This is a genomic window from Pseudonocardia sp. TRM90224 (assembly GCF_021245725.1).
Taxonomy (GTDB): domain Bacteria; phylum Actinomycetota; class Actinomycetes; order Mycobacteriales; family Pseudonocardiaceae; genus Pseudonocardia.
Genome location: NZ_JAJGSX010000007.1, coordinates 44,102 through 70,249, shown reverse-complemented (window position 1 = coordinate 70,249; position 26,148 = coordinate 44,102). Strand labels below are relative to the sequence as shown.

21 protein-coding genes and 1 tRNA gene are annotated in these 26,148 nt (G+C 70.6%); 13 read left to right on the top strand and 9 right to left on the bottom strand.

The window, feature by feature from the left end:
- Nucleotides 1-73: 73 nt before the first annotated feature.
- On the bottom strand, nucleotides 74-3,283 hold the full coding sequence (gene icmF / locus LL648_RS13040) for a fused isobutyryl-CoA mutase/GTPase IcmF (RefSeq protein ID WP_232662792.1): 3,210 nt from the start codon (nucleotides 3,281-3,283) through the stop codon (nucleotides 74-76).
- 123 nt (nucleotides 3,284-3,406) lie between these two features.
- Nucleotides 3,407-3,688 (bottom strand): hypothetical protein, encoded by a 282-nt coding sequence (locus LL648_RS13035; protein WP_232662791.1) that lies wholly within the window; start codon nucleotides 3,686-3,688, stop codon nucleotides 3,407-3,409.
- A gap of 468 nt (nucleotides 3,689-4,156) precedes the next feature.
- Between LL648_RS13035 and LL648_RS13030 the strand changes: the two genes are divergently transcribed.
- Nucleotides 4,157-4,900, top strand: a complete 744-nt coding sequence (locus LL648_RS13030) for a maleylpyruvate isomerase family mycothiol-dependent enzyme (protein ID WP_232662790.1) — start codon at nucleotides 4,157-4,159, stop codon at nucleotides 4,898-4,900.
- 6 nt (nucleotides 4,901-4,906) lie between these two features.
- Here LL648_RS13030 and LL648_RS13025 read toward each other — a convergent pair whose 3' ends face one another.
- From LL648_RS13025 to LL648_RS13015, 3 genes are read right to left on the bottom strand one after another with little or no spacing between them, the layout of a single operon-like run.
- The gene (locus LL648_RS13025) at nucleotides 4,907-5,410 is read right to left on the bottom strand and encodes a GNAT family N-acetyltransferase (protein WP_232662789.1); all 504 of its coding nucleotides are present in this window, start codon (nucleotides 5,408-5,410) and stop codon (nucleotides 4,907-4,909) included.
- On the bottom strand, nucleotides 5,407-7,020 hold the full coding sequence (locus LL648_RS13020; RefSeq protein ID WP_232662788.1) for an alkaline phosphatase D family protein: 1,614 nt from the start codon (nucleotides 7,018-7,020) through the stop codon (nucleotides 5,407-5,409). The genes LL648_RS13025 and LL648_RS13020 overlap by 4 nt, the downstream gene beginning before the upstream one ends.
- Before the next feature lie 45 nt (nucleotides 7,021-7,065).
- Entirely contained in the window at nucleotides 7,066-8,010 is a 945-nt protein-coding gene (locus LL648_RS13015) for an ROK family protein (protein WP_232662787.1), read from the bottom strand.
- Nucleotides 8,011-8,107: 97 nt separating this feature from the next.
- Between LL648_RS13015 and LL648_RS13010 the strand changes: the two genes are divergently transcribed.
- The 3 genes from LL648_RS13010 to LL648_RS13000 all read left to right on the top strand — a co-directional run bounded on the left by LL648_RS13010 (nucleotide 8,108) and on the right by LL648_RS13000 (nucleotide 10,204).
- Nucleotides 8,108-9,133 carry a DoxX family protein gene (locus tag LL648_RS13010; RefSeq protein WP_232662786.1) on the top strand — a complete coding sequence of 342 codons (1,026 nt, stop codon included), beginning with the start codon at nucleotides 8,108-8,110 and terminating at the stop codon, nucleotides 9,131-9,133.
- Nucleotides 9,134-9,236: 103 nt separating this feature from the next.
- Nucleotides 9,237-9,311 (top strand) — tRNA-Ile (locus LL648_RS13005).
- Between the two features lie 521 nt (nucleotides 9,312-9,832).
- Nucleotides 9,833-10,204: a hypothetical protein gene (locus tag LL648_RS13000; protein WP_232662785.1), complete on the top strand. Its 372-nt coding sequence runs from the start codon at nucleotides 9,833-9,835 to the stop codon at nucleotides 10,202-10,204.
- Nucleotides 10,205-10,326: 122 nt separating this feature from the next.
- Here LL648_RS13000 and LL648_RS12995 read toward each other — a convergent pair whose 3' ends face one another.
- Nucleotides 10,327-11,799 (bottom strand): AraC family transcriptional regulator, encoded by a 1,473-nt coding sequence (locus LL648_RS12995; protein ID WP_232662784.1) that lies wholly within the window; start codon nucleotides 11,797-11,799, stop codon nucleotides 10,327-10,329.
- A 176-nt stretch (nucleotides 11,800-11,975) separates the two neighbouring features.
- On the opposite strand from LL648_RS12995, the gene LL648_RS12990 reads away from it, so the two are divergent.
- The 8 genes from LL648_RS12990 (at nucleotide 11,976) to LL648_RS12955 (ending at nucleotide 21,999) form a co-directional block, all read left to right on the top strand.
- Nucleotides 11,976-13,937, top strand: a complete 1,962-nt coding sequence (locus LL648_RS12990) for a siderophore-interacting protein (protein ID WP_232662783.1) — start codon at nucleotides 11,976-11,978, stop codon at nucleotides 13,935-13,937.
- Nucleotides 13,938-13,966: 29 nt separating this feature from the next.
- A complete protein-coding gene (locus LL648_RS12985) occupies nucleotides 13,967-14,950 on the top strand; it encodes an ABC transporter substrate-binding protein (RefSeq protein WP_232662782.1) in 984 nt (327 codons plus the stop codon).
- 71 nt (nucleotides 14,951-15,021) lie between these two features.
- A complete protein-coding gene (locus LL648_RS12980) occupies nucleotides 15,022-16,005 on the top strand; it encodes a FecCD family ABC transporter permease (RefSeq protein ID WP_232662781.1) in 984 nt (327 codons plus the stop codon).
- The gene (locus LL648_RS12975) at nucleotides 16,002-17,105 is read left to right on the top strand and encodes a FecCD family ABC transporter permease (RefSeq protein ID WP_232662780.1); all 1,104 of its coding nucleotides are present in this window, start codon (nucleotides 16,002-16,004) and stop codon (nucleotides 17,103-17,105) included. The genes LL648_RS12980 and LL648_RS12975 overlap by 4 nt, the downstream gene beginning before the upstream one ends.
- Entirely contained in the window at nucleotides 17,102-17,929 is an 828-nt protein-coding gene (locus LL648_RS12970; RefSeq protein WP_232662779.1) for an ABC transporter ATP-binding protein, read from the top strand. Before LL648_RS12975 ends, LL648_RS12970 begins: the two co-directional genes overlap by 4 nt.
- Nucleotides 17,926-19,599 carry an ABC transporter ATP-binding protein gene (locus LL648_RS12965; protein WP_232662778.1) on the top strand — a complete coding sequence of 558 codons (1,674 nt, stop codon included), beginning with the start codon at nucleotides 17,926-17,928 and terminating at the stop codon, nucleotides 19,597-19,599. Before LL648_RS12970 ends, LL648_RS12965 begins: the two co-directional genes overlap by 4 nt.
- Nucleotides 19,596-21,353, top strand: coding sequence for an ABC transporter ATP-binding protein (locus tag LL648_RS12960; RefSeq protein ID WP_232662777.1), 1,758 nt, complete (start codon nucleotides 19,596-19,598; stop codon nucleotides 21,351-21,353). The genes LL648_RS12965 and LL648_RS12960 overlap by 4 nt, the downstream gene beginning before the upstream one ends.
- 391 nt (nucleotides 21,354-21,744) lie before the next feature.
- Nucleotides 21,745-21,999 (top strand): hypothetical protein, encoded by a 255-nt coding sequence (locus LL648_RS12955; RefSeq protein WP_232662776.1) that lies wholly within the window; start codon nucleotides 21,745-21,747, stop codon nucleotides 21,997-21,999.
- A 37-nt stretch (nucleotides 22,000-22,036) separates the two neighbouring features.
- On the opposite strand, the gene LL648_RS12950 is transcribed toward LL648_RS12955, so the two are convergent.
- The 3 genes from LL648_RS12950 to LL648_RS12940 all read right to left on the bottom strand — a co-directional run bounded on the left by LL648_RS12950 (nucleotide 22,037) and on the right by LL648_RS12940 (nucleotide 24,902).
- Nucleotides 22,037-22,609 (bottom strand): dihydrofolate reductase family protein, encoded by a 573-nt coding sequence (locus LL648_RS12950; RefSeq protein ID WP_232662775.1) that lies wholly within the window; start codon nucleotides 22,607-22,609, stop codon nucleotides 22,037-22,039.
- 7 nt (nucleotides 22,610-22,616) lie between these two features.
- A complete protein-coding gene (locus tag LL648_RS12945) occupies nucleotides 22,617-24,026 on the bottom strand; it encodes a DHA2 family efflux MFS transporter permease subunit (RefSeq protein ID WP_232662774.1) in 1,410 nt (469 codons plus the stop codon).
- A 93-nt stretch (nucleotides 24,027-24,119) separates the two neighbouring features.
- Nucleotides 24,120-24,902, bottom strand: coding sequence for an alpha/beta fold hydrolase (locus LL648_RS12940; RefSeq protein ID WP_232662773.1), 783 nt, complete (start codon nucleotides 24,900-24,902; stop codon nucleotides 24,120-24,122).
- A gap of 92 nt (nucleotides 24,903-24,994) precedes the next feature.
- Between LL648_RS12940 and LL648_RS12935 the strand changes: the two genes are divergently transcribed.
- Nucleotides 24,995-25,894: a LysR family transcriptional regulator gene (locus LL648_RS12935; RefSeq protein WP_232662772.1), complete on the top strand. Its 900-nt coding sequence runs from the start codon at nucleotides 24,995-24,997 to the stop codon at nucleotides 25,892-25,894.
- Nucleotides 25,895-26,148: the final 254 nt, after the last annotated feature.

Sequence of the window (26,148 nt, the reverse complement as noted above, 5' to 3'; positions counted from 1 at the left end):
AAGTTCCCCACCGTTTTGCCAACCTGCACACCCTGGAAGGCGTGCAAGTTGGCAAAACGGTGGGGAAGTTGCGCTACATGTTGCGCCGGTACTGCCCGCCGACCTCGAAGAACGCGTCGGTGAGCTGGCCGAGCGAACAGACCCGCGCCGCGCTCATCAGCTCGTCGAAGACGTTGCCCTCGCCGGTCGCGACGTCCTGCAGCCTGCGGATCGCGGCCTCGGCCTCCGACTTGTGCCGGGTGTGGAAGTCGGCGAGCCGGTCGAGCTGGCTCTGCTTCTCCTGCTCCGTCGCACGCGCGAGCTCGATCTCCTTGGGCGTCTCGTCCGACTCCGGCTTGGTGAACGTGTTCACGCCGATGATCGGCAGCGAGCCGTCGTGCTTGCGGTGCTCGTAGAGCATCGACTCGTCCTGGATCCGGCCGCGCTGGTAGCCGGTCTCCATCGCGCCCAGCACGCCGCCGCGCTCGGCGATGCGGTCGAACTCGGCGAGCACGGCCTGCTCGACGAGGTCGGTCAGCTCGTCGATGACGAACGAGCCCTGCAGCGGGTTCTCGTTCATCGACAGGCCCCACTCGCGGTTGATGATCAGCTGGATCGCCATCGCGCGGCGCACCGACTCCTCCGTCGGCGTGGTGACGGCCTCGTCGTACGCGTTCGTGTGCAGCGAGTTCGCGTTGTCGTAGAGCGCGCAGAGCGCCTGCAGCGTCGTGCGGATGTCGTTGAAGTTCATCTCCTGCGCGTGCAGCGAGCGCCCGGACGTCTGCACGTGGTACTTGAGCTTCTGCGAGCGCTCGTTGGCGCCGTATCGCTCGCGCATCGCGACCGCCCAGATCCGCCGCGCGACCCTGCCGATCACGGAGTACTCGGCGTCCATCCCGTTCGAGAAGAAGAACGAGAGGTTGGGCGCGAAGTCGTCGATGTCCATGCCGCGCGCGAGGTAGCTTTCCACGTACGTGAAGCCGTTGGCCAGCGTGAACGCGAGCTGCGAGATCGGGTTCGCCCCGGCCTCCGCAATGTGGTAACCGGAGATCGAGACGGAGTAGAAGTTCCGCACCTTGTGCCGGATGAACCACTCCTGGATGTCGGCCATCATCCGCAGGCTGAACTCGGTGGAGAAGATGCAGGTGTTCTGGCCCTGGTCCTCCTTGAGGATGTCGGCCTGCACCGTGCCGCGGACGTTCGCCAGCGCGAACGCCGCGAGCTCCTCGCGCTCGGCGGCATCGGGCTCGCGGCCCTCCTCGTCGCGGAACCGTTCGAGCTGCTGGTCGATCGCGGTGTTCAGGTAGAACGCGAGGATCGTCGGTGCCGGTCCGTTGATCGTCATCGAGACCGACGTCGTCGGCGAGGTCAGGTCGAACCCGCCGTAGAGCACCTTCATGTCTTCGAGCGTCGCGATCGAGACCCCGGACGTGCCGACCTTGCCGTAGACGTCGGGACGGGTGTCCGGGTCGCGTCCGTAGAGGGTGACCGAGTCGAACGCCGTGGAGAGGCGCTTGGCGTCGGAGTCCTTCGACAGGTACTGGAAGCGCCGGTTGGTGCGGAACGCGTCGCCCTCGCCGGCGAACATGCGCGCCGGGTCCTCACCCTCCCGCTTGAACGGGAAGACGCCGGCCGTGAACGGGAACCGGCCGGGCAGGTTCTCCCTGCGCAGGAAGCGCAGCAGCTCGGCGTCCTCGGTGTAGCGCGGCAGCGCCACCCTGCGGACCTTGCTGCCGGAGAGCGTCTCGCGGGTCAGCTGCGTGCGCAGCTCCTTGTCGCGGATCCGCACGACCAGCTCGTCGCCCGAGTAGTCCTCGACGACCCGCGGCCAGCTGTCCACCAGCTCGGCCGCTTCCGCGGGCAGCGCCTTCTCGGCCTTCCGCAGCTCCTCGTCGACGGCCTCGCCGACCAGCTCACGCGCGGTGCGCAGGTGCTGGCGGGTGCGCGCGGCCGCGACGGCCGTCTCGGTGGCCTCGTGGTAGCCCCGCACCGTCTCGGCGATGTCGGAGAGGTACCGCGTGCGGTTCGGCGGGATCACCGCGGCGTGCTCCGACGACGTCTTGCGGTCGGTGCGGGGCAGCCGGCCCTCGTCGAGATGCAGGCCGTTCTCGTCGAGCAGGCCGGTCAGGTGCTGGTAGAGCGCGGTCACACCGTCGTCGTTGAAGGTCGCGGCGCTGGTGCCGTAGACCGGCATGTCCTCCCACGAGCTGCCGAACGCGTCGCGGTTGCGGACGAGCTGCCGCCCGACATCGCGGCGGGCGTCCTCCGCGCCGCGGCGCTCGAACTTGTTGATCGCGACGACGTCCGCGAAGTCCAGCATGTCGATCTTCTCGAGCTGGGACGCGGCGCCGAACTCCGGCGTCATCACGTAGAGCGAGCGGTCGACGAACGGGACGATGCCGGCGTCGCCCTGCCCGATGCCCGGCGTCTCGACGATCACCAGGTCGAACGCGGCGGCCTTGAGCACGGCGATCGCGTCCCCGAGCTGCTCGGGCAGGTTCCCGTCGTTGCCGCGGGTGGCCATCGAGCGGAAGAAGACCTGGTCGCCGGTCAGGGCGTTCATCCGGATCCGGTCACCGAGCAGCGCGCCACCGCCCTTGCGCCGCGTCGGGTCGACGGCCAGCACGGCGATGCGGAGCTTGTCCTCCTGGTCGAGCCGGAATCGGCGCACCAGCTCGTCGGTGAGCGACGACTTGCCGGAGCCGCCGGTGCCGGTGATCCCCAGGACGGGAACGGGCCGCTCGGCGGCCGCGATCCGCTCGCGCACCTCGTCGGGCAGGCGGCCGGCCTCGGCGAGCGTCAGCGCGCGGGCCAGCGTGGCGTGCTCGCCCGCGAAGAGGCCGTCGAACGCCGCGGGCGGCTGGCCGGCGAGGTCGACGTCGCATTCGCGGATCATCAGGTTGATCATCCCGGGCAGGCCGAGCCGCTGGCCGTCGTCGGGGGAGAAGATCCGCGCTACGCCGCGGGAGTGCAGCAGCTCGATCTCCGACGGCACGATCACGCCGCCACCACCGCCGTAGACCTTGACGTGGCCGGCGCCGCGCTCGCGCAGCAGCTCGACGAGGTAGGTGAAGTACTCGACGTGGCCGCCCTGGTAGGAGCTGATGGCGACGCCTTGCACGTCCTCCTGGATGGCCGCGGCCACCACCTCGTCGACCGAGCGGTTGTGCCCGAGGTGCACCACCTCGGCGCCCTGGCGCTGCAGGATCCGTCGCATGATGTTGATCGCGGCGTCGTGCCCGTCGAACAGGCTCGCTGCGGTGACGAACCGGATGGGGTTCTCCGGTACGTGCAGGTCAGCCATGGGATGTCCTCTCGCCGAAAGCGCGGGTCAGCGCTCACTGACGAATTTAGTTTGACATCCTAGTATCGGACGTACAAGCTTCCGGGACGTGATGGTGCCGACGTCCGAAAAGGGAGGCGCTGGTCAGGCGACCTTGCCGGGGCTGGGCACGTCGACCGGCTGAACGTCGCCGACACTCGTTTCGGTAGCGGGCAGCTCGTGGGGGATGACCGTGGCGGTGCGGCGGATGCGTCGGGCGAGCGTCGAGAGCAGCCCACCGAAGAGCGCGAGCGCCGCCCCGGCCAGCATGATCGAGCCGACAGCGGCCTCCGGCGCGACGATGACCAGCACGAACGACGCTGCCGGCCACCACATGAGCGCCCGCACCGGTGCTGGGATCGACCACTCCCGAGGGTCACGCGCCATGCGCGTTTCCTACCCGATCCGTCCGGAAGCCATGCATCCGGGAGGGCGACGCGCCGAAGATTGTCACCGTCCGTGGTACGGATCTTGCTCATCGTTGCTGCTCGTGCATGGTTCCACGGGCGGCGCGAGCGCTTTCTGACTTATCCGAATCCGCGACCACCGGCGCGGCACCCGGCGCACCATGGGCACTCTTGTGGGCCATTACCCCTGGAGGTGTCTGTGAAAGCCGTGCGCGTGATCAGCGACCGGATGCTCGAGATCATCGTCCCCAAGGCCCAGGCCAAGGCAGTGGGGGAGATCTGCAGATGCAACCCGAAGCGTCCTTGTGGTCCCGGTGGCCTACGCGACATGTTGTGCTGCGACCGCCCTGGGCAGACCCCGAACTACGTCTGCTATTGCGGCTGCTGACGATCCGGCCCGGGCGGGTGCCGGCTGCGGCCGTCCCCGCCCGGGCTTAGGGTTTGCTCCGTGGACTACGCGGGCGCGCTGGTCGAGCAGACCGACCTGCTGGGCGAGCTGGCCCGGCACGCCGACCTGGCGGCGCCGGTGCCGACTACGCCGGGATGGTCGGTGCGCAAGCTGCTGACCCACGTCGGGCGCGAGCACCGGTGGGCGGCGACGATCATTCGCACCCGCTCGCAGGTCGCCGTCGACACCCGCACCGTGGCCGACGGGAAGCCGCCGGAGGACGTCGACGGCCTGCTCGCCTGGCTCTCCGCGGGCGCCCGGCACATCCTCGACGCGGTCGAGGAGGTCGGCCCCGACGTCCCCGTCTGGACGTTCGTCGGGCCGCGCCCGGCCGCATGGTGGATCCGCCGCAGGCTGCACGAGGCCACCGTGCACCGGGCCGACGCCGCCATCGCGATCGGCGTGCCCTACGACCTCGCGCCGGAGCTCGGCGCCGACGGGCTCGCGGAGTGGCTCGACCTGGTCGCCGCGCGCACCGGCGGCTCGCCGCTCGACCCCGGCGTCACGCTGCACCTGCACGCCACCGACGACGGCCTCGGTGCAGCGGGGGAGTGGTCGGTGCGCGGCACCGCGGACGGCATCGAGTGGGAGCCCGGCCACGCCAAGGGCGACGCCGCCGTCCGCGGCCGCGCGAGCGATCTCCTGCTCGCCGCGATGCGCCGCATCGACGCGGACGACGACCGGCTCACCGTCTTCGGCGACTCGACCATCTGGACGTCCTGGCTGGACCGCAGTCCGTTCTGATCGTCCTCAGACGACGTCGTCGCTGAGCAGGTCCATCAGCAGTGCGTCGTGCCAGACGCCGTCGGCGGAGCGCTCGTAGCTGCGCATGACGCCCACCGGCTGGAAGCCGGCCCGGCGGCAGCTGCGGATGGCCCGCTCGTTGTCGACGGCGGGGTCGATGACCACCCTGTGGTGGCCGCGCTCGAACAGGAACCTGGCCATCGCCCGCATCGCGTCGCAGCCAAGGCCCTGGCTGTGCTGGTCGGGGTGCAGCGCGAGGTCCATGGCCGCGTGGCGGTGGTCGGGGTCGCGCTCCTCGCGATAGATGATCAGCCCGACGACCTCGCCCGCGAGCTCGATCGCGTAGCCGAGCGGGCCCAGCAGCTCGCGCCGCACCCGCTCCAGGTCGTAGCCGCCCCACCACTTGGCGATGTCCGGGTGGTCGAGGATCTCCAGGAACGTCGGCACGTGCGCGGCCGTCGTGGGTCGCAGGACGACGGTCTGGCCGGCGATCGCGAAGGGCGTGCTCATGCTGTCAGCTCCAGTCGGGCGCATTCGGCCAGTGACGACGCCGACTGCGGCTGTTCGAAGTACACGCGCGCGGTGCGGCCGTCGATGTCGAGCGTGGCGATGGTGTTGCCGAAGAGCGGGCCGGCGAGCCGTTCCCACGACACCGGCTTCGGCGGCGCGCCGTTGCTCGTGGCCCACATCGAGGCGAGGGCGCGGGCGGGGCGCGACCACGCGGCGCTGAAGCCCGGCTTTATGTACCAGTCGAGTTTGTTGTGCACCGGCGAGCAGGTGAGCTGGTGGACGCGAGCGCTTGGATCGCCGGGCAGGTCCGCCCTCGCTGCGTAGCTGTGGTGGACGTCGCCCGAGAGCACGCTGACGCTCGCCGGCCCGCCGTCGGCAGCGCGGCCGATCATCTCGGTGAGCCGGTCGAACGACGCCCGGAACGCCGACCAGTGCTCCAGGTCGGCGGCTTGCCGGATCCACTCGCCCACCCGGCCGCGGATCCCGGGGCGGGCGGCGGCGATCTCGTTGACGGTCTGCAGGTCGCCGATCGCGTGCGGCATGAGCCACGGCAGCGACGTGCCCAGAACGAGGTGGTCCACCTGGCCCGCGGCCGCGGCCTGCTCCTCGATCCACGTGAACTCCGACTCGCCGAGCATGAGGTGCTCGCCGTCGTCGAGTATCCGACCGTTCCGCGAGTCGATCATGATCAACCGGGTGGCGCCGAGATCCCACCGGTAGCTGAAGCGCACGCCCTTCGAGCCGTCGGTCTCGGCGTCGGCGCGGTCGGCGAGCTCCACGAGCAGCGGCCACGTGTCGCCGTCGTGCTCGACGATCTTGCGGTAGTCGGCGTCGGCGGCGAGGTCGGCCGGCGACAGGTTGCCGATGTGCTGGTAGACCCAGTACGAGGCGAGCCCGGCCCGGATGCGGTCGTGCCACCACGACGTCGCGCGCATCTTGTCGCGCCAGACGGCCGAGGTGTTCCAGTCGTCGCGGATGTCGTGGTCGTCGAAGATCATCGCGGTCGGCACGGTGGAGAGCAGCCAGCGGATCTCCGGATCCGACCACGACGTGCGGTAGAGCCCGACGTACTCGTCGTAGCCGACGATCTCGTCGTCGGGCCAGTCGGGGTCGCGATCGGCGTGCCCCGCGATGCGCCGGCGCAGCTGCGGGGTGAGCTCGTCGGCGTAGACCTGGTCGCCGAGCAGCAGGAGCGCGTCGGGCCACTCCTCGGGCGGTCGCAGCGCCATCCGGGCGGCGTAAGCGTCGAGCGCGTCGATGCCGAGCTTCGCCGTGAGCTTCGGGTCGGCGACCTTGCCGTAGCGGCACGACCCGAAGATGAACCGGTTGCTGTGGGCGGTCTCGGCGCCGCGGGTGCGGATCAGGCTTTGCGGGTAGAGGTTCGTCGCGAGCGGCCAAACCTGCTCGCCGTCCAGCTCGACGGTGTACGGCGTGGTCGTGCCGGGTTCGAGGCCCTCGACGCCCACGAGCGCGTAGTGGAAGCCGGCGACCTCGAACGTGCGGGCGCTCGAACCGAGCACCTCGACCGTGCACGGTCGGTCCGTCTGCACCCACACCTGTGCGGTCGTTTCGCCGACGTGACGCAGGATGGGGCCGAGTACGAGTGGCACAGCTCTCACCCTACTGAGGGACGCCGGTGCGCGCCCTCAGGTCGGTCAGACGTGCTCGAGCGCCAGCAGCGCCGCACCGATCTTGCCGGCATCGCCGCCGAACGTCGCGGCGTGGATCGGCGTGATGCCACGTGCCGTCGGGGCGTAGGCGAACTCGCGCGCCGCGGCCCGGGCGGGCGCGAGCAGCAGCTCACCGGTCTCGACGAGCCCGCCCCCGACCACCACCGCGTCGACCTCGAAGATGTTGGCGAGCGAGGCGATCCCGACGCCGAGCCAGCGTCCGAGCCGGGCGAAGAGCGCCTTCGCGACCTCGTCACCCTGCTGGACGGCGTCGACCACGGTGTGGCCGGTGACCTCGCCCTGCTCCGCCCCCAGCCGCGCGATCAGGCCCTCCGGGTCGTCGGCCGCGGCGTCGCGGCCCATGCGGGTCAGCGCCGTGCCGGATGCGTACGCCTCGAAGCAGCCGTGGTTGCCGCAGCCGCAGCGCGGGCCGTCGGGGTTGAGGATGATGTGGCCGAGCTCGGCGCCGAGGCCGGTCGGGCCGCGGTAGATGCGGCCGTCGAGCACCAGGCCGCCACCGATCCCGGTGCCCACCGTCACCAGCACCATGTTCGGGAACGGCTCACCGAGGCGGGCCTCGGCGAGCGCGGCGACGTTGGCGTCGTTGTCGACCCGCACCGGCAGCCCGGTCGCCTTCTCCAGCTGCTCGCGCACCGGCCAGTCGCGGTAGAGGTTGTTCGGCGCCCAGAGCATCTTGCCGACGGGCCACTCGACGATGCCGGCCGCGCCGACCCCGATCGTGATGACGTCGTGCTCGGCGCGCAGCTGCTCGATCAGGCGCAGGAGCACCGCGGCGACGGCCTCGGCGTCGGACTCCTCCGGGGTCGGCTCGACGACCTCGGCCAGCACCTTGCCGTGCTCGTCGACGACCGCGCCCGCGATCTTCGTGCCGCCGATGTCGAGTCCGATCGCAAGCCTGCTCGTCGTCACCGTCGCATGATGTCACCCCGGATTGATCGATCAAGCGTTTGGTGAAGTCGGATTCGGGGAATCGTCTGGCATGCTCCTTCGACGAGTTGCCAGGCCGATGCTCGCAGCGATCTTCATCACGGGCGGCATCAACGCGTTGAGGTCGCCGCAGGGCCACGCCGAGGCGGCCAAACCGGTCATCGATGCCGTCGGGCCCGCGGTCGACAAGGCCGTCGAGGCAGCGCCCGTCCCACTCGAGCAGCGCCCCGACGACGAGATGCTGATCAAGATCGACGCGGGTGTGAAGATCGCCGCGGGGACGATGCTCGCGCTGGGCAAGTTCCCCCGCCTCGCCTCCACGGCGCTGGCCGCGTCGCTCATCCCGACGACGCTCGCCGGCCACCGGTTCTGGGAGGAGACCGACCCCGAGAAGCGCAGCCAGCAGCAGATCCACTTCTTCAAGAACGTCGGCCTGCTCGGCGGGCTGCTCATCGCGGCCGCGGACACCGCTGGCAAACCCTCGCTGGGCTGGCGCGGCCGACGCGCGGCCCGCCTCGCGAGCACCGCGGCAACGTCGCAGGCGGCGTCGATCGCAGGGATGGCGCACGACGTCTCCGGCTCCGTCTCGGGCACCGTCCACGAGCTCGGCGGGAAGATCAGCGGCGCGGGCCACAGCGCGAGCTCGCCGGCGTCCACCGTGGCCGGGCTGGCCGCGGGCCTCGCCGGCTTCGCCCCCGGCGCAGGCGCGGCGGTCTCGTCCAAGGCCTCCGAGCTGTCCACGCGGGCCTCCGACCTCTCCACCGACTGGGCGAAGCGCGCGGCCAAGGCGAAGAAGCGCGCCGAGAAGCGTGCCGCCAAGCTGCAGAAGACGGCGGAGAAGCGCAGCGCGGTGCTCCAGAAGACGGCCGAGAAGCGCGGAGCCGCCCTGCAGAAGGCCGCCGAGAAGCGGGGCGCGGCGCTGCAGAAGGCCGCCACCAAGAAGCGCGCCGAACTGGAGAAGAAGGCCCCCGACATCATCGACCAGGCCACCCGCCTGGGTCGCGACGTCGCCGAACGCGCCTCCGTCATCGGCGCGGAGGTCGCCCACCAGGCCGAAGGCGCAGCCAAGGACGCCCGCAAGCGCGTCAGCGCCATGACCAGCTGACCTCCCTCCCGTGGGACCGATCGCCGAGCCTTCGGGTTCGGCGATCTCCTACGTCCGGGCCCGGGGCGACCGCGTCGCCCCGCCCGGTAACCTCGGGGCCGCGGGGGCGGTAGCTCAGCTGGTCAGAGCAGCGGACTCATAATCCGTCAGGTCGTGGGTTCGAACCCCACCCGCCCCACAATCCATCGTATCACCGCAGGTCAGAGCGTTGTGTCAGCTCGACGTCATACGCTTTCAAGATCTAACCCAACGGAATGCCAACGCTTTGGGTTGATCCGGGAGGCGACTGCGATGGCGCGAGCACCGTTAGCCATGGGGACCCACGGTGTTGTCGTACCCGCCCGTGTCGCGCTGTCCGCTGCAAGGACGCCAGAGCGTGAGAGGCTTCCAGTCGGGGCAGTCGATTCAACGTCGACGTCTACTTGGGACGACTTGGCAGCCATCTTGGCTGCGAACCCGCGCCGCCCACTGACGTTGAGAGCACAGTAGACAGACGAGGTGTCGGCCTGGTCAGCTCCTGGCAGGAGGTCCCGCTGATGTCGCGCCTTTGCAATGCGACGGCTTGACGTTTGCTGGATCATGGCGACGAGGAGGGAGCGCGAGGAGATGTCCAGTTGGCGAGCTGGTCGGGTATGTAGCCTGGCGCAAGCGTCGATGAACGTGTTGTCGTTCTGACGACGACCCAGGAGAGTTTCCACCGTGACCGATGCATTTCCCACCACGTTGCGGTGGCATGCGTACAGGGTCGTTCCTCCCTACCGTGATGATCCGCAGGGCAAGGTGACACAGGTACTTTGGCAGCCAGGGTTCTACGACCCGATGGCAGAGGAGAGCGAGACCGTCTGTGACCGTTCCTGGGTTGGCTACCGCTGCCTGACTCACGATCAGCCGTGGAGCCGCGGCGGAGAGTTCTGCTCGGACAACGACCGCCATGAGATCGCCCTCGAGTGCGGCGTCCATGGCCTTGAGGCGATGTGGCCGCAGCCGATCATGTTGATGAACCCCGAGGGCTTCGATCCGCCGCTGTCCGCAGCGCAGCTCGCCGCCGTCGAGGCGGCGTGGGACGAGTAGGGGATGACGGCGGACGCCCACGGCGGGTGACGTGGACCGGCGCGTGGTGGCCTGCCTGCTCAACCATCAGGGCAGGACGGCTGAAGTTCCATCATCGCGCCGACGACGCGAGGGTCCGCCGGTCAGGGCCTCCCGGTTTCACGCTCCTGGTAGTCGCGCGGTGAGAGGCCGTGGAAGCGGGTGAAGGCGGAGCTGAAGGTCGGGAGGTGGGCATAGCCGAGGCGGCGGGCGACGGCGCTGGGTTTGGCTCCTCCCGGGCCGCCGGCGAGCATGTCGCGGGCGATGCGCATGCGGGCGGCGTAGCACCACCGGGAGAAGCTCATGCCGGTTTGTTCGCGGAAGGTCCGGTGGATGGCGGCGGGCACGTCGTGCCCTGAGCCCCCGGAAGTGCCGATGCGGCGCAGGTAGTCCATGGCGGCTCCCCGTGCCCGGGAGTCGGTCGGCATCGGTAGCGAGAGCGCTCGCTGCGCGGCGACCTGGTCGGCGAACAGGTCGAGGACATGGTTGGGGTCGTAGCCGTCCGGCCGCATCGGTGTGCGCGCGATGATGGAGCAGAACAGCAGGTAGTCGTCCCAGTCGGGGGAGAACTGGACCTGCAACGGCTCGATCAGCCGCAGGTCGCCGGCATCGGCGTCGCCGATCGGCAGCGTGATCGAGTCCTGATGCACACCGGTGACGTGCTTCACGCCCGCCGGGATCCAGGTCGCGACGCCCCGGCCCCACTCGTAACGACGATCGCCGACGCCCAGGTATCCGCTGCCGCGGTACGCCCAGCAGAGCACATGGGAGTCGTTGGCGTGCGAGATCGTGCGGGTCGCGGGAAGCAACCCGGGTGCATCCGGCGCGACCCTGCCTCCCCGCATCATCGTCACGAGGTCATCGGCCTGACGCACGGCAGCCGTGCGCCGGGAGTGGTCGCCGACGGCAGGGTGCGCGGAGAGCGTCCGGCTGAACTCGTACGGAGTCGACCCGAACTGCTGCCTGAACGCGCGGGTGAATCCGCTGCGGCTGGCGAAGCCCACCCGCGCGGCCACCTGGTCGACGCCGAACCCGGCGGCCAGGAACTCGACGGCCGCACTCAACCTGCAGCGCAGCCGCCACTGCTCGAAGGTCAGCCCGGTGTCGGCGCGGAAGTCGCGGAGCAGGGTCCGCGGGCTGGACAGCACCCGGGTCGCCCACTCGTCGACGGTGAGGTCGAGCGCGGGATTCCGCAGCAGCTCGTCGGCCACTGCCCGGGCCCCGCCGGCTCTCGGCATCGCCGGCGGATCGACCGCGTCCGGCCGGGTGTCTTCGCTTCGCGGCGGCGGTCGCCGTCCGGAGTCGCGGAGAAGATCGACGAGCGCGTCCTGGGAGTATCCGTGGCCGGTCAGCGGCGTGACCATGAGGTTGAAGTGCTGGATCAGCCAGTCCTGCCAGCCATGGGGAACCACGAACCGTCTCGGCTCGGACACGGTCTCGGCGGCAAGACTCGGATGTGTCAACAGCGGGAAGGCGACCGTGCCCGGCTCGGTGATGACCGTCCAGTGGTTGCCGGGGTTCGCCGGGATCCAGACCCCCTCGCCCTCGGCGAGCCGACACTCCGGGCTGTCCTCCACCCGGACGCATGCCGAGCCCGTACGGACCCAGAGCAGGAGATGCTCGGGCTGATCCCATGAGCCTTTCGACCGAACCCAAGGGATCGACGGCGGTCGGCTCGCGCCCGGCGGCGGGACATCCACGCCCAACGTGTCCTAACTATGTGGCGATCCACGCACACCGCGCGGAGTAAGGATTGCCTACCATCAGCGCCGTCCTCCTGTCGATGGCGCAGGGCGGCCTCGTCACCATCGTCGCGTCCGGAAGGGCTGTTCCCCGCATGCCGAAGACCTCACGCCGGATCACCGTGCGCCCCCTGACGTTGCGGGAGGTCGAGGTCGTCGGGGTGCGGGACCTGACGCCGGGGATGCGGCGGATCACGCTGGCCGGTGCGCAGCTGGGCGAGTTCACCTCGGCGAACGGCTTCGCCCAGCCGGCGTTCGACTCGACCGGTTTCGACGACGACATCCGGTTGGTGTTCCGCTACCCCGGCCAGGACCAGCCGGTGCTGCCGGTGCAGCAGGAGAAGGGCCTGGACCTGCCGAGAGATCCGCGGCCGTTGACGAGGCTCTACACCGTCCGTCGGTGGGCGCCCGGGACGGGCGAGCTGGACGTCGACTTCCTCAAGCACGGCATCGGCGTCGGCACCACCTGGGCGTACCGCGCCCAGGTCGGCGATCGGGTCCACTTCTTCGGCCCGAGCTCGTCGCGGGCACTCCCGCAGGATGCGGACTGGCTGCTGGTCGCCGGGGACGACTCGACGATCCCCGCGATCGCCCGCCTGCTCGACGAGCTGCCCGAGGGTACGAGGGCGCAGGTGTTCATCGAGGTCGCCGAGGACGCGCACCGCCAGGAGCTGCGGGAACTGCCCGGCGTCGAGGTGAGCTGGCTCGTGCGCGACGGAGCCGAGGCCGGCACGGCCCGCCGCCTGGTCGACGCGGTCAGGAACTGCGCCTGGTGGGACGGCAAGCCGTTCGCGTGGGTCGCCGGAGAACAGGCGACGGTGCGCGACATCCGGCGGCATCTGGTCGAGGACCGGGGAGTGGCCAAGCAGGACATCGAGTTCAGCGGGTACTGGCGCCGCGGCGAGGTCGTCGCGCTGGAGACCGACGGGGCGGTGCCCGACCCCGCGAAGACGAGGACCCCGCTCGAGAAGCTCCACGACCTGACCGAGCTGATCGCACCGGTCGCGATCCGCACAGCCGTCGAGCTGGACCTCCCTGAGCTGATCTCCCGCGGCGTGACCGCCACGGCGGACCTGGCCGGCAAGGCGGGCGTCGACGAGCGCGCGCTGGGCAAGTTGCTGCGCTACCTGCACGCCCTGGACGTCCTGACCGAAACCGAACCGGGCCACTACGACCTGACGTCGGTGGGTGAGGTCCTGACCGTCGACTTCATGGCCGACTTCCTGCACCCCGCCGGGGTGGCGGGGCGCGAGATGCTCGGCATCCGCGGGCTCACCGAGTCGATCCGCACCGGCCGGCCGGCCTACGCCACCGTCTGCGGGCAGACCTATGCCGAGGTACGGGCCGAACAGGACTACGAGGACCGCTACCTGGAACGACTGGCGAAGTTCCAGGCCACGCTGGCCGAGCCGATCGCCGGCTCCGACATCCTCTCCGGGGTCCGGCACCTGGTGCTCCACTCCGGCGGCGCGGGCGCCCAGGCCCGCGAGTTCGTCGCCGCCCACCCCGACCTGCGGATCACGATCTGCGCGCTGCCCGCGCAAGCCGACTGGCTGCGCCGCGACCTGCCCGACACCATCCCCGACGAGCAGCAGCGCGCCCGGGTCGGCGTGGTCGAACAGTCCGTCTTCGAGCCCAGCCCCGCCGCCGACGCCGTGTTCGTCATCCGCGCGTTCAAGAACCTGCCCGACGCCGATGCCGCCCATGCCTTGCGTCGAGCAGCGGAGAACCTCCTCCCCGGCGGCCGGGTCCTGCTGGTCGAAGACCTCTTCGACACCGACGACCTCGACGAACACGACGGTGAAACCGATCTGCTCGCCCTCACCGTGCACGGCTCGGGGCTCCGCACCGCCGCCGAGCTCGACGCCGTCATCGCCCGAGCAGGACTCGAACGGAGCGCGACGCACACCGTCGGCTGGGGCACCACGGTCCACGAACTGACGCGCGCTGAATCCCACCCCGATACGCACTGACCCTTCCCCCCAAACGAAGAAGTGAAGACATGACCCTTCTGGGACGCCGCGGCGCCGTTGTGGCCGCCACCCTGTCGATCACGGCGCTCGTCCTCACCGCCTGCGGCGGAGCCGGCACCGAGGCGCCCGCCGATCCGGTCGCCGAGACCCGCACCGTGCAGGCCGGCAACGGCGCGGTCGAGGTCCCGGTCGCGCCCCAGCGTGTCGCCACGATCGGCAACACGACCCTGCCGTTCATCGACCTCGGCGGGAAACCGGTCGGCGTCACGGCGGAGTCGGACTCCGACGTCGCGCTGCTGCCTGCGGACGAGCAGGCGACGTACAAGTCGGCCACGATCCTCGCGCCCAGCGCCGACGAGGTCGACATGGAGAAGCTCGCCGGGCTGGACCCGGACCTCATCCTGGTCCAGGTGCCCGAGTCCGAGTTCGAGTCGATCAAGGCGCGGTTGACGGCGATCGCCCCGACCGTGTTCTTCGGGCTCGATGCCGAGTGGAAGGCCCTCGCCGACGGAGTCGCGGACGCCGGCAACGTCACCGGTGCGCTGGGCGCGCAGAAGGCGGAGTTCGAGCAGCGCCTCGCCGCGATCAAGGAGAAGTACCGCGGGATCGTCGGCGGTACCTCGTTCGTCGACGTCACCCGCTACTCGTCGTCCGATCCCGGGACGTTCGCCATCGCCGACATCGGGTGCTCCGAGATCGCCAGGGACGAGGTCGGCATGAACTTCCCCAAGGCCGCCGACGGCGCCGATCCCCTGGCCTGGACGGCCCTGCCGTTCGAGCAGATCGGTGAGCTGTCGAAGTACGACGTGATCACCTACCCCGTCGACGTCGCGGGCCGGCCGACGGAACCCTTCGCGCCGGTGGTCGAGACCAACACCTGGAAGGCGCTGCCCGAGGTGGGCTCCGGTCACGCGCTCGGGGTCTTCTGCCCCGGCAACAACTCCTACGGGTCCGTCATCCGGTACCTGGAATCGCTCGACCGCGCCCTGGCGACCCTGCCGGCCACGGGGTGACGGCCCTCGCCCCGCAGCGGGACGGTCCGGGCACCGCGGCGGTGCCCGGACCGCGTCGTCGCCTGCCCGGAATGCGTCTGCTGGGGCTGGTCGTCGCGCTGGTGGTGCTGGTGGTCCTGCTGGTGCTGAGCGTCATGATCGGCTCGACGGCGATCGCGCCGTCCGTGGTGTGGGACGCGCTCGTCGGATCGTCGGTCGGCATCGACCAGTTCGCGATCCGCGACTACCGGCTGCCGCGCACGGTCGTGGGTCTGGTCGTCGGCGTCGCGCTCGGCCTGTCGGGCGCGCTGATCCAGGCGCTCACCCGCAACCCCCTGGCCGATCCGGGCATCCTCGGCGTCCACGCCGGGGCGTCCTTCGCGATGACGGTTGCCGTGGGACTGCTCGGCGTGCGCGACGTCCACGGCTACATGTGGTTCGCGTTCGTGGGGGCGCTGATCGTCACGCTCATGGTGCTCGCCATCGGGTCGACGCGGCAGGGCTCCTCGCCGGTGGTCATGGTGCTCGCCGGGGTCTGCGTCGGTGCGGTGCTCGGGGGCGCCCGGGAGGCGCTCCAACTGACCGATCCGGCTGCGTTCGACGCGATGCGGAGCTGGAACGCCGGTTCGACTGCGGGCCGCGCGCTGGAGGTGGTGTGGCCGATCCTGCCGTTGTTCGGGGTGGCGCTCGTCCTGGCCGTCGCGGTGTCGGGCTCGCTCAACGCCATGGCACTGGGTGACGAGATGGCGGTCGCCCAGGGCGTCCGCCTGGGGCGCACCCGCGTCCTCGCGATCATCGCGCTCACCCTGCTCGCCGGAGGTGCGACGGCCATCGCCGGACCGATCGGGTTCGTCGGGCTCATGGTGCCGCACGTGGCCCGCTGGATCGTCGGCCCGAACCAGCGCTGGATCTTCGCCTACAGCGCGGTGCTGGGCGCCGTCCTGCTGCTGGCCTCCGACGTCCTCGGCCGGCTCGTGATCCGGCCCGGTGAGATCCCGGTCGGGGTCGTCACCGCCTTCGTCGGTGCCCCCGTCCTCATCGTGCTGGCGCGCCGGAAGAAGGCGAGCGGACTGTGAGCACAGGCGTGTCGTCACGGTCGGCGCGCACCCGCTCGACGGGCAGGGCGTCCGGGGAGCGGGTGGCCTTCGGGCGGCGGGTGCTGACCTTGCGGCGGTGGCGGGTCGCGGTGCGGCTCGACCAGCGTTCGGTCGTCGTCTGCCTGGTGCTCGCGCTCGTGATCGCCGGCACGGCGGTGCTCGCGCTGATGACCGGCTCGTACCTGCTCAGCCCCGGGCAGGTGGTGTCCGCGCTGACCGGCGGGCAGACCGGGCTGGTGCACGACATCGTGGTGGAGTGGCGGCTTCCCCGCGTGGCCGCGGCGCTGGTGTTCGGTGCCGCGCTGGGGGTGAGCGGGGCGATCTTCCAGTCGATGCTGCGCAACCCGCTCGCGGACCCCGGCCTCATCGGCTTCACCCAGGGCTCCTACACGGGTGCGTTGGTCGTGATCCTGGTCGTGAACGGCACCTACTGGCAGCTGGTCGGTGGGGCGGTGCTGGGCGGCATGGCCACCGCCGTCGCCGTGTACCTGCTCGCCCATCGACGGGGGCTGCAGGGCTTCCGGCTGATCATCATCGGGATCGGCGTATCGGCCGTGCTGGACTCGCTGAACACCTGGCTGATCCTCAAGGCCGACCTGAAACAGGCGCTGGCCGCGGCGGCATGGAACTCCGGGTCGCTCAACGGCGTGTCCTGGAACCAGGTGGCCGTCGGCGGCGCATGCATTCTCGTGCTCCTGCTGCTGGCGGGGATGTCGAGCCGGCCGATGCGGCAGATGGAGCTGGGTGACGATGCGGCCGCGTCCCAAGGGGTACGGGTCTCGCCGGCCCGCCTCGGCCTGGTCGTGGTGGGCGTGGCGCTGACGGCGACGGTCACGGCCGCGTCGGGGCCGATCGTGTTCATCTCCCTCGTCGCACCGCAGATCGCCCGCCGGCTCGCCCGCACCGCGGGGATCACCCTCGCGCCCGCCGCCGTCGTGGGCGCGCTGCTGTGCCTGTCGGCGGACTACATCGCCCAGCACGTCGCGCCCACCCCGCTGCCGGTGGGGACCATCACCGTCGTGCTCGGTGGTGGCTACCTCGGTTGGCTGCTGTTCATCGAAGCCAGGAGACGACTGTGAGTACGACGACTGGGAACACCCTGAGCAGCTCACGTCTCCGCGTGGAGTCGGCGACGATCGGCTACGACAAGCGCGTCATCTCCCACGAGCTGTCGGTGGCGATCCCCGACGAGTCGTTCACGGTCGTCGTCGGCCCGAACGCGTGCGGCAAATCCACCCTGCTTCGAGGGCTGTCGCGACTGTTGAGGCCGTCGACCGGGCAGGTCGTCCTCGACGGTGCCGACATCAGCTCGTTCAGGACCAAGGAAGTGGCGCGGCGGGTCGGGTTGCTGCCGCAGGCCTCGATCGCACCCGACGGGATCACCGTGGCCGACCTGGTCGCCCGGGGTCGGTACCCGCATCAGGGGTTCCTCCGGCAGTGGACCGAGGCCGACGAGCAGGCCGTGCTCGGGGCGATGCACCGCACCGCGGTCACCGACCTGTCCGGCCGCCCGGTCGACGAGCTCTCAGGTGGGCAGCGGCAGCGGGTGTGGGTGGCGATGGCGCTCGCGCAGCACACCGACATCCTGCTGCTGGACGAGCCGACCACCTTCCTCGACATCGCCCATCAGATCGAGCTGATGGAGCTGTTCGTCGACCTGAACCACGTCGGCCACACCCTGGTCGCCGTGCTGCACGACCTGAACCAGGCCGCCCGCTACGGCACGCACCTGATCGCGATGAAGGACGGCGCGGTGGTCGCGGTGGGGACGCCGTCGGAGATCGTGACCGCCGAGCTCGTCGAGGAGGTCTTCGGGCTGCGCTGCCTCGTCGTACCCGACCCGGTGACCGGTACACCGCACGTGGTGCCGTTGGGCAGGGACCGGCCCTCGGGGCAGCCGTGACGGGCGCCGGCGACGCCGGTTCGCCCACGGTACGGCCGTTCGCCGTCGGGCCGGGGACGACGCCCGGTCGGTTCGTGCTGCACGTGATCGGATCGGTGCGGCGGAGCACCGTCCCGGCGATGCTGCTGGCGATCGTGTGGCAGGTGGGCGAGTCGGCGGTCCCGGTCGTGACGGGTGTCGCGATCGACCGGGCACTCGCGACCGGCGACGCGGGCCAGCTGGCGCTGTGGCTCGGTGTGCTGATCGCGCTGTACGTCGCGTTGACGGCGGCGGCCGGGCGCTCGCTGCGGCTGACCGTCTCCTCGGTGCAGCTGGTGCAGCATCGGCTGCGGGCCACCCTCTCCGCGCTGGTACTGCATCCGGTCGGCGGAACCACCCGCGCACCGGACGGCGAGGTCGTGTCGGTCATGACCAACGACGTCGGACGCCTGTCCAACGGGGTGCTCCTCGCGATCATGCCGATCGCGAGGATCGTCACCATCGGGTTCATCGCCGCCTCGCTGCTGGCGACGCACTGGGTGCTCGGGCTCGTGGTGCTGGTCGGGGCGCCGGTGTCGGTCTGGCTGATGGGCCTGCTCAGCGAGCGGCTGTCCCGGGACACCCGCGAGTACCAGGCCCTGCTCGCCTCCACGGTCGGGCGGGCGACGGATCTGGTCGCCGGCTACCGGGTGATCAAGGGCGTGCGCGCCGAGACCGAGGCCACCACGCGCTACCGGCAGGCCAGCCGGGCGGCCCTGGTCGGGGCGCAGCGCAACGCCGGGCTGCTCGGGCGGTTCCTACTGGGCTCGGGCGTCGTCACCGGCGTGTTCGTCCTCGCGGTGACCGGGCTGGCGGGCTGGTTCGCCGTCAGCGGGCAGTTGAGCGTCGGCGGGCTGATCACCGCCATCGGCCTCGCCCAGGCGCTGCTGCCGCAGGTGGAGTCGATCGCGAGGCTCTCCATCCCCAACCTCGCGGGCTCCCGCGCCGCCTCCGCACGCCTGCTCGACGTCCTGCGGGGCGCTGCCGGGCCCGTGCCGGGCGACGGGGGCCGATCCCCGGCGCCGGCGGTCCCCACGCTGGAAGTGGTCGGTCGGGGGGTGCGCGTCCAGGTCGAGCCCGGTGAGCTCGTCGGAGTGCGCGCCGACGACCCGACCGCCGCACGTCTCGCCGGGGCCCTGCTGAACCCGGTCGGCGACCGGGACATCGAGGTACGGCTCGACGGTCGCGCGGCGCACGAGCTGAGCCCGGCCGAGTACCGCTCCCGGGTCACCGTCGCGCCGCACCGGGTCACGCTGTTCACCGGCACCATCCGCGATAACCTCACTCCCGCGAGCGGCGGGCCCGCCCCCGATCGCGTTGCTGCCGCGGTGCAGGCCGCGTCGTGCGACGACTTCGCCGCAGACCTCGACGATCCTGTCGGCGAGAACGGCAACCGCCTCTCCGGCGGCCAGCGCCAGCGGGTCGCGCTCGCGCGTGCCCTGGTGACCGATGCGCCGGTGCTGGTGTTGCACGAACCGACGACCGCTGTCGACCCGGTGACCGAGCAGGCGATCGTGGGGAGACTCGGTGCCGTTCGTGCAGGACGCTCGACGCTGCTGATCGCCTCCTCCCCGGCACTGCTGGCCGGCTGCGACCGCGTCGTGGACCTGCTCGCCGAGTCGTCGGTAACCGGCCGGACGGAGGCCAGATGACCGCCGGCGGCGCGTTGCGCGTCGCCACCGGACCGGAGACGGCGCGCGAGGTGTGGCGCACCAGCCGTGGGCTCCGGCTCCGCGTCGCCGTTGTCGTCGCGGTGGGGATCGCCGGCGCCGCCGTCGACCTGGTCGTTCCCGTGGCCATCGGGTTGCTCGTCGACCGGGTGCAGGCAGGCACCGCCGATCTCGGCACCGTCCTGATGCTCACGGCGGTCATGATGGGCTCGGCGGTCCTCGGCGCCGCCGGCGCGGCGGCGACGATCGTCCTGGCCACCCGCGTCTTCCACCGCATCCTGGCCGACCTGCGGGAACGGCTCGTGGAGCGTGGCCTGCGGCTCCCGCAGCACGTCGTCGAACGCGCCGGCACCGGGGATCTGGTCTCCCGGTCCAGCGACGACGTCACCGCCGTGACCGATGCCGCCCCCGCGGTGATCCCGGCTGTCACGGTCGCCGCGTTCACGATCGTCGTGTCACTCGCCGGGCTCGCGGCGCTGGAGTGGCCTTACGCCGCCGCGCTCGTCGTCGTGCTGCCCGTGTACGCCCTCGCCCTGCGCTGGTACCTGCGGAACGGGCCCGCGGTGTACCGTGCCGAACGCGCGGCGATGAGCACGCGCGCCCAGCAGATCGTCGAGTCCCAGCGTGGCTACGCCACCGTGCTCGGCTTCGGGCTCGCGGAGCAGCGGCACCACGCCGTGATGGCCGCCTCCTGGCAGGTCGCGGTGCAGGCGCTGCGGGCCCGCACCGTGCAGAGCAGGTTCAACGCCCGGCTGAACCTCGGTGAATGCCTGAGCCTGGCCGCAGTGCTCGTCGTCGGCTTCGTCCTCATCGACGCCGGAGCCTCCACCGTCGGCGGCGCCACCACCGCGCTGCTGGTCGTCCTGCGCCTGCTCGGTCCGGTCAACCAGCTGATGTTCGTCATCGACACCCTCCAGTCCGCTCTGGCCTCGCTGAGCCGCATGGTCGGCGTCGTCACCGTTCCGTCCGACGTGCACGACACGGCGGGCGGACAGCGATCGGCGACGGATGCGGGCATCGCCGTACGGCTCCGCGAGGTCGCGTTCCGGTACGACGACAGCGCCCCACGTGTGCTCGACGGCGTAACCCTCGACATCGCCGCTGGTCAGCACGTCGCCGTGGTCGGCGCCTCCGGGGCGGGCAAGACCACGCTCGCGGCGGTGATCGCCGGCATCCGTCCGCCGGCGACCGGTTCGGTGACCCGCCCGGACCGCACCGCGGTCATCACGCAGGAGGTCCACGTGTTCGCCGGGACCCTGCGCGACAACCTCACCCTCGCTGCCCCGTCGGCCACCGACCGCGACCTGCGCAACGCGCTCGACGCCACCAGCGCCACCGCGCTCCTCGACCTGGCTCCCGACGGGCTGGACACCGTCGTCGGCGTCAGCGGGTATCCGCTCACCGACGCCCAGGCGCAGCAGCTCGCCCTCGCCCGGCTGCTGCTCACCGACCCGGAGCTGGCGATCCTCGACGAAGCGACCGCCGAAGCCGGCTCCACCCACGCCGATCTGCTCGACCGAGCCGCCCAGGCCGCTCTCGACGGCCGAACCGGCCTGGTGATCGCCCACCGGCTCGCCCAGGCCGCGGCGTGCGACCGGGTAGTCGTCATGGAACACGGGCGGATCGTCGAGGCCGGGACGCACGACGAGCTCGTTGCCGCGGGTGGTGTGTACGCCGGGCTCTGGGTCGCTTGGTGGGACGGGCAGCGGCTCGGCGGCGGGGGCGTTTCGGGATGACGGTGTGCTCTCACGGCAGCTTGGGCAGGAAGTGTGCGTTCCGTCCTACGCCGGCGCCTCGGCCGAGGAGCCCGTTGTGTTGTGGGGTCGCGTCGTCGAGGTCGGGGAGGCGGCTTCGCGGTCGCACTCCTGAACATGCCTGGTGCCGACGTGACAACGTAACTCGTTGTCGGCCACGGGGCACCGGGCGCGCCGGCGCATGCGCGGCGTCGACCTGCCCGCCGCACTACCGAGGGAGCGCCCCGCCGACGCGTCTGGTCGGCCGCCGCATCTTCATGGGTCAGGGTGCTGACCAGGACGCGGCACGCGATATTTCCGTAGGGCTCGACGAACGAGCTCGCATTTCGATATGGTTCGAGCCCTTACCGAATCGTTCCAGAGGGTGGAGAAGATGATGTCCTTCCGCAACGCGACGGCTGCAGCGCTCGCTGCGGCCGCGGTCGCGGCCATGACCACCGGGGTTGCCGCCGCGGCAGAAGGCGGCGTCGACGCGCAGGGCTACCTCGGGACGAAGGGCCCTTACGCCACGGAACGGGAGTGCGTCTCCACTCGTGCCGAGTACAGCCGGTACTACTACGCCCGCCCCTGCTTCTACCAGGTCATGACGCCGGACGGTTGGTACTTCAGGTACTACGACAAGGAGTAGCCGGCGCTCGTCGACGTCGCCATCGCGACCGGGAGGATCAGCGGGCGGTCGGGGGGCCGTCGAGCACCGTGGGGACGTACTCGAGCAGTTGGAGCCGGCCGTCGAACGTGCGGCTCTCGACGAGTTCGAGCGTCAGATCCGGGTAGTTCGCGAAGATGGGCTCCCGCCCGGTGGCGCCGGTGATCACGGGGAACACGACCACGCGGAAGCGGTCCACCAGCCCGGCAGCGAGCAGTGACCGGCTCAGGCCGAGGCTGCCGAGGGTGCACAGCCGCCGCGTCTCGTGCTCCTTGAGCTCCCGGACGGCCGCAACCGCGTCGGTGCTGACCAGCTCACTGTTGGACCACGACAGCGGCGCGGTGAGCGTGGACGAGAACACCACCTTGCGTGCTCTGGTCAACGCGTCCGACGCCGCGTCCTGCGACGCGCCGACGATCCTCTCCATGACCCGGTAGGTGTTCGCGCCCATGAGGTGGACGATCCCCTCCTGGTCGTTCTCGCCGAGCCAGGCGAGGTACTCCGGTCCTTCCAGACCCCAGAAGCTGGGCCAGCCTTCGGCGGCGCCGTAGCCGTCGAGCGAGACGATGAAGTCGACCATGAGCGTTGACATCGTGGAATCACCTTTCGGGTGTGCTCTCCGACGTGACGGGGGTGCGCACGAAGAACGCCCCGACGATGCCGATCAGCGACAGGGTCGCCGCTACCAGGTACGCCGCGTGGATGCCGCCGGCCGCGGCCTCCACCGGCACCGTTCCTGCGGCTGCCAGGGAGCTCGAACGTGCGGTCATGACGCTGACGAGCAGCGCGACACCGGTCGCTCCGGCGAGCTGTTGGCCGGTGCCGAAGATCGCGCTGCCGTACGAGTAGTTCCGCGGCGCCACCGATCCCAGACCGGCGGTGAACAGCGGGGTGAAGACCAATGCGAGGCCCACGGCCAGCATGATGTGGAACGTCATCAGCATCGGGATGCCCGTGTCGGACGTGAACAGCGTGGCGGACCACAGCGCGAGGCTGGTGAGGACCATGCCCGGCACCACGAGAGGCCGCGCGCCGAGCCGATCGTACTGGCGGCCGACCACGGGCCCGAGCAGCCCCATCATGAGGCCGCCAGGCAGGAGCAGCAGGCCGGCGGTCCGGGTGTCGAGTCCGATCACGGTCTGCATGTAGATCGGCAGCAGGATGACCATCCCGAACAGGGTGGTCATCGACAGCATCATCAGCAGCAGGGCGATGGTGAACCCGCCGGACCGGAAGGTGCGCAGGTCCAGCAGCGCGGTATCGGTGCGCTGCAGCCGGCGCTGGCGGCCGACGAACAGCGCCAACGCCGTGACTCCGACCACGATCGGCGCCCAGCTCGGCGACGCGCCGGTGCCTTCGTGACCGAGACTGCTCAGCCCGTAGACGAGCCCGCCGAACCCGAAGGCCGAGAGGATCACCGATGGCGGATCGATGCGGACGTGTTCGGGCTCGCCGACGTCGACGATCCGCCGGCTGCCGACGACCAGCGCGGTCAGTGCGACCGGCAGGACCAGCCAGAACATGAAGCGCCAGCTCAGGGAGTGGAGCACGAACCCGGAGATCGTCGGGCCGATGGCCGGAGCAACCGCGATGACCGTGCCGATGTTGCCCATGACAGCTCCGCGCCGCTGCGGCGGCACCAGCTTCATCACGGTGGTCATCAGCAGCGGCATCATGATCGCGGTGCCGGAAGCCTGCACGACCCTCGCGGCGAGCAGCACCCCGAACACCGGTGCTGTCGCCGCGAGCAGCGTGCCGGCGCTGAACAAGGCCATCGCCACGCAGAACAGCCGGCGGGTGCGGACACGTCGGATGAGGAACCCGGTGACCGGGATGACCACCGCCATCGTCAGCAGGAAGCCCGACGTGAGCCACTGGCCCGCTGCGAAGTCGACGTGGAGGTCGGCGGTGAGCACCGGCAGCGCGATGCCCATGATCGTCTCGTTGAGGATGACGACGAAGGTGGAGACCAGCAGGATCGCGATGATCGCTGCGTCCCGGCGGGGCATCGCCCCTGGCCTCGTCGCCCGCGCGGGCGACGAAGCCAGGAGGACGGTCGGTTCGGTCACGGCTACCTCAGCTCGTTGTCGTAGCGGACCGGGTCAGCTCTTCTCGGAGAGGTGCGACTCCACGAGCGGGAGCAGGAGGTCGATGCGGCGCAACAGGCCGGTGTGGGTAGCCCCCGGGATGACGGCCAGCTGGGCGCCGGGGATCAGGTCGCGCATCGCGGCGGCGTGATCGAGCCGGACGAAGTCGTTGTCCGCGATCACCAGGAGGGTGCGGGCGGTGATCCCTTGCAGCTCGCTCTCCAGCCAGCCGTCGACGTCGTCGGGTGCGGGGGTGGCCTTCTCCGCGAGCGCGAAGAACTGGTCCGGGTGCGGGGCGACGCGCTCGTACGACTCCTGCCACTGCTGGAACTCCTCCATGGTCGGCATGCGGTCGGCGGAGAGCTCGGGCTGGGGCGGGCGGATCCCGGGGTGGTAGCCGCTGCTGCGGTAGTGGGTGGCGGCAGCCACGAGCCGACGGACCCGGTCGGGGTGCAGCATGGCCACCCGCAGCGCCGTGAGACCGCCGAGGCTGTAGCCGAACATGTCGACCTGCTCGATGCCGAGCTGGTCGAGCAGCGCGACGACGTCGCCGGCGAGGTTGTCGAGGGTGATGGGGCGATCGATGTCGGCGGTGTGCCCGTGAGCCTGCAGCTCGATGGCGATCACCTGTCGGTTCGCCGAGAGGTCGGCCACCATGGCGCCGAACGTCATGTCGATCGTCAGCACGCCGCCGTGCAGCAGCACCAGTGGCGTCCCGCCGTTGCCGTGGATCTCGTAGTACATCCGCAGGCCGTTGACGTTGGCGTAGCCGGCGGTGGAGATGTCGGTGTTGTTCATGGCTATGAGCATGGGGTGGCGCCGATCGACCATCAACGGCCGACTCCGCAAGCCACCTATTAGTCGAGCTACTCGATCGGTAGGCTGCCGGCATGGAGATGAGGGAGCTGGAGATCTTCCTCGTGCTCGCCGAGGAACTGCACTTCGGACGCACCGCCGAGCGGCTCTACCTGACCCAGTCCCGCATCAGCCAGACGATCCGGGCGATGGAGGACCGCATCGGTGGCAAGCTGTTCGATCGGACCAGCCGGCGGGTCGGCCTGACCCCGCTCGGCGAGCACCTGCGCGACGAGCTGCGACCCGGCTACGAGCAGATCCAGCGGGCTCTGGTCAGCACTTCCGATCGGGCCAAGGGGGTCAGCGGGGTGCTGCGCCTGTGCGTGCCGACCTACTCCATGGCCGGCCCGTCCTTCACCGCGATCACTCGAGCGTTCCAGGCGCGGTTCCCGGCGTGCAGGCTGGTCGTCGCGGAGGAGTTCCCCGGCGACTTCGACCGGCTGCGCCAGGGCGCCTACGACCTGATGTGCCAGCGGCAGCCGATCTCCGAGCCGGACCTGACGATCGGCCCGCGGCTGAGTCTCGAGGAGCGCATCCTGCTGGTCCACGTCGGTCATCCGCTCGCCGAGCGCGGCCACGCAACGCTCGAGGATCTCGGGGACTACGCCGTCATCTCGCGCGCCGGTATCCCGGCCAGGATGTACGACGAGTTCTTCCCGGCCGCCACGCCGAGCGGTCGTCCCATCCCTCGCGGTCCCGAGATCACCATGAGCAGCGACGTCCTGCACCTCGTCGCCCGCGGCGACATCGTCCACCCGACCGTCGCGTCCTTCACCACCTACTACCGGCACCCCGACGTGACCCACGTCCCGATCCGGGACATGCCGCCCACCGAGAGCGTGCTGGTGTGGCGCACGGACCGGGAGAACGCGGCCATCCGCGCCTTCGCCACGGTGGCTGCTGAGGTCGTCTCCGGCTTCGTCGTACGCGACTGAAGTGTGTTCCGTTCCACGTATGACAGGTTGAATTTCGCTCAGCACCGCACCCAACGGCAGGGCCCGCAATACTTCTGACCTGCGCAGTAGGTGCATTCACTCGCGAGTTGCTGACGCTCGACGCAACCCGAGCAGGGCTCGAGAAATTGCGGGCCTATGCATTCGGCATCCATTGCGGCCGCCTCGACGTTCGGCACAAGAATGTCCAGCAGATGGTCTGCTGCCCTGCTGAGGATGCTCATATCCGACCTTTC